This is a genomic window from Microvirga massiliensis, from assembly GCF_001006805.1.
GTDB lineage: Bacteria > Pseudomonadota > Alphaproteobacteria > Rhizobiales > Beijerinckiaceae > Microvirga > Microvirga massiliensis.
Map to the genome: position 1 here is coordinate 123,512 of NZ_LN811366.1, position 6,184 is coordinate 129,695.

The 6,184-nt window shown below is 62.7% G+C and carries 5 protein-coding genes; all 5 read left to right on the plus strand.

Annotated features, from left to right (window positions below):
- The first annotated feature begins 79 nt into the window (after positions 1 to 79).
- The 5 genes from BN1233_RS36365 to BN1233_RS36385 all read left to right on the plus strand — a co-directional run bounded on the left by BN1233_RS36365 (position 80) and on the right by BN1233_RS36385 (position 5,845).
- Positions 80 to 1,249 carry an acetyl-CoA acetyltransferase gene (locus tag BN1233_RS36365; protein ID WP_046868537.1) on the plus strand — a complete coding sequence of 390 codons (1,170 nt, stop codon included), beginning with the start codon at positions 80 to 82 and terminating at the stop codon, positions 1,247 to 1,249.
- The gene (locus BN1233_RS36370; RefSeq protein ID WP_046868538.1) at positions 1,246 to 2,901 is read left to right on the plus strand and encodes an acyl-CoA synthetase; all 1,656 of its coding nucleotides are present in this window, start codon (positions 1,246 to 1,248) and stop codon (positions 2,899 to 2,901) included. The genes BN1233_RS36365 and BN1233_RS36370 overlap by 4 nt, the downstream gene beginning before the upstream one ends.
- Positions 2,902 to 2,932: 31 nt before the next feature.
- Positions 2,933 to 3,745, plus strand: a complete 813-nt coding sequence (locus BN1233_RS36375) for an SDR family NAD(P)-dependent oxidoreductase (RefSeq protein ID WP_046868539.1) — start codon at positions 2,933 to 2,935, stop codon at positions 3,743 to 3,745.
- Positions 3,746 to 4,143: 398 nt separating this feature from the next.
- Positions 4,144 to 5,004 (plus strand): PCC domain-containing protein, encoded by an 861-nt coding sequence (locus BN1233_RS36380; protein WP_046868540.1) that lies wholly within the window; start codon positions 4,144 to 4,146, stop codon positions 5,002 to 5,004.
- Positions 5,005 to 5,041: 37 nt separating this feature from the next.
- Entirely contained in the window at positions 5,042 to 5,845 is an 804-nt protein-coding gene (locus BN1233_RS36385; RefSeq protein WP_046868541.1) for an SDR family NAD(P)-dependent oxidoreductase, read from the plus strand.
- Positions 5,846 to 6,184 lie beyond the last annotated feature (339 nt).

The window sequence follows — 6,184 nt, forward strand, 5'->3', positions numbered from 1 at the left end:
GGTGACGCTCCGGAACGCCACCCAGTCCAGGCCCAGTAAGGCAACACCTCTCGTATCCGAAGATAGTGGAGAAACAGACATGACACGTGGTTGCATTGTAGGATGGGCTCATACGCCATTCGGCAAGCTCGAGAATCCGGATGTCGAGAGCCTGATGGCCCGCGTGTCCGGAGAGGCGCTCGCCCATGCGGGAGTTGGACCGGAAGACGTCGACGGGATCTATGTCGGTGTCATGAACAACGGCTTCTCGAAGCAGGGCTTCGAGGCGGCGCAGGTTGCCCTTAGTCAGCCCGAACTTGCGCATGTGCCGGCGACGCGCCTTGAGAACGCCTGCGCGACCGGATCGGCGGCGCTCTACACCGCGCTCGACTTCGTTGAGAGTGGCCGCGGACGTGTCGCGCTGGTCGTCGGCGCCGAGAAGATGACCGCGAAAAGCGTCCCCGAGACGAGCGACATCCTGTTGAGTGCCTCCTACCGGAAAGAGGAAGCCGACATCGACGGCGGGTTCGCCGGGGTGTTTGGCCGGATCGCTCAAAACTACTTCCAGCGTTACGGCGACCGCAGCGAGGAGCTCGCTCGCATCTCCGCGAAGAACCACAAGAATGGTGTCTCAAATCCCTATGCGCAGATGCGCCGGGATTTCGGATTCGAGTTTTGCAATGCCGTCTCTGACAAGAACCCCTATGTTGCGGCGCCGCTTCGGCGGACCGACTGCTCGCTGATTTCGGACGGCGCGGCTGCGCTCGTCGTTGCCGACGAGGAAACCGCCGAGCGGCTGCAACGCGCGATCACGTTTCGGGCGCGGCGGCACGTCAACGATATCCTGCCGCTATCGCGGCGCGATCCCATCGCCTTCGCGGGCGCCCGGACGGCCTGGGAAAAAGCACGTGCGGATTCCGGTGTGAGGCTGGACGATCTCGACTTCGTCGAGACGCATGACTGCTTCACCATTGCCGAGCTGATCGAGTACGAGGCAATGGGACTCGCGGCTCCGGGCGAGGGGTACCGTGTCGTACGAGAGGGAATTGCCGAAAAAGACGGTCGTTTGCCTGTCAACCCTTCCGGCGGCCTCAAGTCGAAGGGTCACCCGATCGGCGCGACCGGCGTCTCGATGCATGTCATGGCCTGCCTGCAACTCATGAATGAGGCCGGCGACATGCAGATCGAGGACGCGAAGCTTGCCGGTGTGTTCAACATGGGCGGCGCAGCCGTCGCGAATTACGTCTCGATCCTGGAGCGCCGCAAATGAGCTCTCTCGGTCAGGCTCCTGCCGGGGGCGTTGCGCCCGTCACCAAGCGGGTCATGAACCTCTCCCATTTTCTACGCCAGGCGGCGCGGCGGCATGGGGACGAGATCGGCTTTGTCTGGGGAGAGGCGACCTGGACATGGGCCGAGCTGGACCAGCGTGTGGACGCGATGGCGGCTGCGCTGGCCGCCAGAGGCGTGAGGAAAGGAGATCGCGTTCTAGTGCAGTCCAAGAATTGCAACCAGATGTTCGAGTCGATGTTCGCCTGCTTCCGGCTCGGCGCGGTTTGGGTGCCGACGAACTTTCGTCAGACGCCGAGCGAGGTCGCTTATCTCGGCCAGGCGAGCGGCGCCACCGCCATGATCTGCCAGAGCGGCTTTCCGGAGTACGTCTCGGCGGCACGCGAAGCCGCCCCGGATATCCGCCTTGTCATCTCGATTGGACCGTCGGAGTTTGGTGAAGACTACGATGCTCTCGTCGAGCAGCATTCCGGGCAGGCGGCTCCAGTGGCGTCAGTCGAGCACGATGATCCGTGCTGGTTTTTCTTCACCTCGGGCACGACGGGCCGCCCGAAGGCCGCCGTTCTGACCCATGGCCAGATGGCGTTCGTGATCACGAACCATCTCTGCGATCTGATGCCGGGCACGACCCATCGGGATGCCTCCCTGGTGTTAGCTCCGCTCTCGCATGGGGCGGGTGTTCACCAGCTCGTGCAGGTGGCGCGCGGTGTGAAGACCGTCCTGCTCACGAGCGACCGATTTGATGCCGACGAGGCCTGGGGGTTGGTGGAGCGGTGGCGGATCACGAACATGTTCACGGTGCCGACCATCGTGAAGATGCTGACCGAGCATCCTTCGGTCGAGTCACACGATCTCTCCTCGCTGCGCTACGTCATCTACGCAGGCGCGCCCATGTACCGGGAGGATCAGAAGCACGCGCTCGGGAAGCTCGGGAAGGTGCTCGTCCAGTATTTCGGACTGGGCGAGGTCACCGGCAACATCACGGTGCTTCCGCCCGCGCTGCACGAACTCGAGGACGGCCCTCATGTGAAGGTCGGGACATGTGGCTATGAGCGCACCGGGATGCAGGTCTCGCTCCAGGACGAGCAAGGCCGCGAGGTGAGGCCCGGCGAGACCGGCGAGATCTGCGTCTGCGGTCCCGCGGTGTTCGCGGGCTACTACAACAACCCGGACGCGAACGCGAAGGCATTTCGGGATGGCTGGTTCCGGACGGGCGATCTCGGCCACATGGATGAGGAAGGCTTCCTCTACATCACCGGGCGGGCTTCGGACATGTACATATCCGGCGGCTCGAACGTCTATCCGCGTGAAACTGAGGAAAAGCTGCTGACGCATCCGGCCATCGCCGAGGTCGCCATTGTCGGCGTGCCCGACAGGACCTGGGGTGAAGTCGGTGTGGCGGTCTGCGTGCTGCGACCGCACGCGAACCTCGACGAGCGGGACCTCCTGGCCTGGCTGGAGAGCAAGGTCGCCCGCTACAAGCTCCCGAAGCGTGTGTTTTTCTGGGAGGCTCTGCCGAAGTCTGCGTACGGCAAGATCACGAAGAAGGACGTCCGCGCGGAACTCGAGGCGCGCGGCTGCCTGCCGCTCGATCAACCGGCCGCGGCGCCAACTGGGGCATCCGCTGCAGCCTGAGAGTCATGTGAACTTCAAACGAGAGGGACCGATGTCTCGTCAACAAGCCGTACTCGTCACCGGCGGAGCCTCAGGTATCGGTCTTGCAATTGTCGAGGCAGTCCTTGCGGAGGGCTGGCGGGCGGTCGTCGCGGATCTGGATCAAGCTAACCTCGATCGCTGCCGGAATACCTTCGGGTCTTCCGCTGGCAATGTTCGGTTCGAGCGGCTGAACGTTGCGGACGAGGATGCCATCGTCCGCTGCATCGCGAGTTGCGAAGCGGAGTTCGGGCCGCTGACCGGTGTCGTAAATTCGGCCGGAATCGGACGCGATGTGCCGGCCCTCGAGACGAGCGCCGAACTCTTCCGGACGATTCTGGAGGTCAATCTCATCGGCAGCTTCGTGGTGTCGCGCGAAGCTGCGAAGAGGATGCAGGCGCGCGGAGCCGGATCCATCATCAACATCGCATCGGTGTCCGGCATCGTGGGGAATGAGGGACGTGTCGCCTATGGCGCATCAAAAGGCGGCGTGATCACCATGACAAAGGTCATGGCGGTCGAGCTGGCGCCCCTTGGAATCCGCGTGAACGCGATCGCACCTGGCCCGATCGAGACGCCGCTCGTCAAGGAGGTCCACACGAAGGAGGCTCGTGCGGCCTGGATGTCGACAGTACCGCTGCGTCGTTACGGGTCTCCCGAGGAGATCGCCGGCGCTGCAGTCTTCCTCCTCGACGACAGCAAGTCGAGCTACATCACGGGCCAGACGATCTGCGTCGACGGCGGTTTTACGAGTGCGGGTATCATCACCGGCACGAGCGCCGCTTTGGCATCGACGCAAGCTGCAGGGCCGGCTGCCGTCGGATAGGCATCGCTATGACGCCTTTGTCATCGCTCACGGAACGCCCGGGGAGGCTCACGATGAAGGGGGCAGCCACGACTCAGTTCCCGCGGCCACCTACTCTGATTCACCCCGGCCGGTTCAATCCGGTTCGCATCCAAAGCCTTCGCTCGGTCAGTGGGCGGCATGTTCGCTTACGGAGGAGCAGGCTGTCCGTTCTTCCGGCCAAGTTCCGTCGTGAACCCCTCATTGTCTGACGGCCTGCTGCCTCAAGATTATGCCGGCGGGATTCGGTCGGTTTTTTGGGGCAGTGCCACCGGTTCTGGATCGTGCACGGCGCACTCGCGCTTTCGGCGAAGACAACGTCGGCACTCCGCGAGATGGGACACGACATAGTTCATGAGCCGGTGAGCCCGGAGAGAGTTATGAGATCAATCAAGCAGCCTGGAGTTGGACCGTCCGAGCGGGTGCAATGGACCGAGGCAAAGGGCCTGCAAGTGTCCGCACATCTCGAACCGGGTCTGCCGCTCCTTGATGCGGTCCAGAGCGTCTTCGCGGCGCAGGGCCTGACGAGCGGGGTACTAAGGCTCAAGGGCGGGGCCATTGCTCCTTTTGCCTATGTCATACCTGCGCTCCCGGAAACACCGCGACATGCTGCCTACTACAGTGCGACGCTGCGGCCGCCGGGATTGAGTCGCATTCGTACGGGAGCGTTGACCTTCGGACATCGGGATGGGATGCCGTTCTTCCACTGTCACGCGTTCTGGACCGACGCAGACGGTGTCCTTCGCGGCGGCCATGTCATGCCTGAGGAGACCTTCGTCGCGGAGCCGATCCAGGTCATCGGCATCGGTCTCGATGGCGCGGCGTACAAGGCAGAACCGGATCCCGAGACGAACTTCACCTTGTTTGGCCCCGTCTCGGAGGCCGCATTGGGCCTCGCTGGAGAGCGGCGGGTGTTCGCGCTGAGGCTAAGGCCCAATCAGGATCTCTCGCAGGCGCTCGAGGCTTTCTGCCGAGAGCAGAAGATCTCACGGGCATTGTTGCACGGCGGCGTCGGCAGCACCATCGGTGCCCGATACGAAGACGGGCGAGCGGTTGACGCCTTTGCGACCGAAATGGCCATTCATTCCGGTCGCATTGCACCAGGGGAATGGGGTGAACCGGAGGCCGAATTGGATATCGCGCTGGTCGACTACACCGGTGCCGTTTCGGAAGGCCGTCTTACGCGCGGAGACAATCCAGTCCTGATGACTGTGGAAGTCGCTCTCGAAGTTAGCAGCTGAGTGCATTCCGCCCGGGGAGGGGGCAGAGGAGAAGGACATGGCGAACCGCTTAAAGGGAAGGACTGCAATTGTGTTCGGGGCGGGATCCTCGGGAGCGGGCTGGGGAAACGGCAAGGCCGCCGCTGTCGCCTATGCGCGGGAGGGAGCGCAAGTCTGTTGTGTGGATTTGGTGGAAGCGGCGGCCCGGGAGACCGCGCACACCATTGAAGAGGAGGGAGGTACCGCGATCGCCGTGGCCGCTGATGTCACCGACACTGCCTCGGTCGAAGATTCGGTTGCCAATGCCGTCGCGCGTTTTGGGCACCTCGACATTCTGCACAACAACGTTGGGGTCACGCATATGGGCGGCCCGGTGGAACTCAGCGACGCGCAGTTCGCCGCTTCACTCGATCTGAACATCGGATCGGTGTATCGTTCCGCAAAGGCTGTGCTACCTCACATGCTGCTGCAGGGCGGCGGAGCAATCATCAACATTTCGTCGCTCGCGGCGGTCCGTTGGACCGGCTATCCGTATTTCGCCTATTATGCGACAAAGGCGGCGGTCAACCAGGCGACCGTGGCGCTCGCCATGCAGTACGCGCGAAACGGGATCCGCGCGAACTGCATCATGCCCGGCCTGATCGATACTCCCCTGATCTACAAGCAGATTTCTGACCAATACACTTCAGTCGATGAAATGGTAGCGGCGCGCAATGCCGCCGTTCCGATGGGGAGAATGGGAACCGCTTGGGACATTGCGAATGCTGCCGTATTCCTCGCTTCCGACGAGGCGAAGTTCGTGACCGGCGTATGCCTGCCCGTGGACGGAGGCCAGAGCTGTGCCGTGGCGGAGTTCCGGTGAAAGTGGCGACGGCCGCGCTGTGATTTTTGTTCGGGGATCGCAGCTCAGTTCGTCCGTTGTCTAGGTGTTCAGTCCCGGGGGATCGTGGTGCCTTCTTGAGCCGAGAGGCGGAGGATGTGTGCTAGCTGAGACTTGATCTGACATTTAGTGCCTGGAGATGGGTCGGGTTCTTCCGTCTGATGGTATTCAAGCGGCTATCATCTTCTCCTGTGCGAGCGGGATGGCATCCCGGAAGGTGTGCATCGGGGTCTTACCATAGCACCATCGCCCCTGATGCGGACGCGTTTCATTGTAGCTCTACATCCAGGCATCAAGGTCGCTCTGCAGTTCAGCGATCGA